This is a genomic window from Vibrio sp. 2132-1, from assembly GCF_033344315.1.
In genome coordinates this window covers 1-722 of the sequence record NZ_JAWPON010000299.1, presented here as the reverse complement: position 1 = coordinate 722, position 722 = coordinate 1, and the positions used below count along the sequence as shown (strand labels likewise).

The 722-nt window shown below is 48.5% G+C and carries 1 protein-coding gene and 1 pseudogene; both read left to right on the top strand.

The annotated features are described in order from the left end of the window. A partial coding sequence (locus R8N47_RS25040; protein ID WP_318186085.1) for a NifU family protein occupies window positions 1-245 on the top strand: 245 nt, incomplete at its 5' end. A gap of 220 nt (window positions 246-465) precedes the next feature. Beyond that, window positions 466-722, top strand: a pseudogene (locus tag R8N47_RS25035) (ADP compounds hydrolase NudE); the annotation flags it as partial.

Below are 722 nucleotides of genomic sequence, written 5' to 3'. Positions count from 1 at the left end.
AGTACGTTATCCAAACTCAAGTTAACCCACAGCTTGCTGGCCACGGCGGTCACGTGAACTTGGTTGAGATTACTGAAGCAGGCGTAGCTATCGTTGCATTCGGTGGCGGCTGTAACGGTTGTTCAATGGTTGACGTAACACTAAAAGAAGGCATCGAGAAAGAGCTACTAAACCAGTTCGTTGGTGAGCTAACAGCAGTTCGAGATGCAACAGAACACGACCGTGGTGACCACTCTTACTACTAAGAGCTTATCGTCGGTGAAAATGGGAGGCTTTGGTCTCCCATTTTTGTATCTGAACAATCCATTAAACACGTGAGATTCTTCGTCACACACGACCTCTTTCAAGGTTATCGAGCGAACACTGCCGAAGCGATGAAATCAAACTAGCAACTCTTGCAGAGTTCTCATATATTAAGAATCTTACGCACCTTACAAAAGCCAACGACACCAAGGAGTCAGCGCCATGTCGAAAAGGACCCCACCAGAGATTCTCTCTTGTCAGACGGTCGCTCGATCAAAACTGTTTGCTGTGGAAGCCCTCGACCTTCGCTTCTCCAATGGCGAGCATCGCACTTATGAGCGCATGAAGCCAAGTGGCCGCGATGCCGTAATGGTTGTACCGGTAACCGAACAGGGCGATTTACTGTTGGTACGTGAATACGCTGCTGGTACAGAGCGTTACGAACTGGGTTTTCCTAAAGGTCTTATCGATCCCGGTGA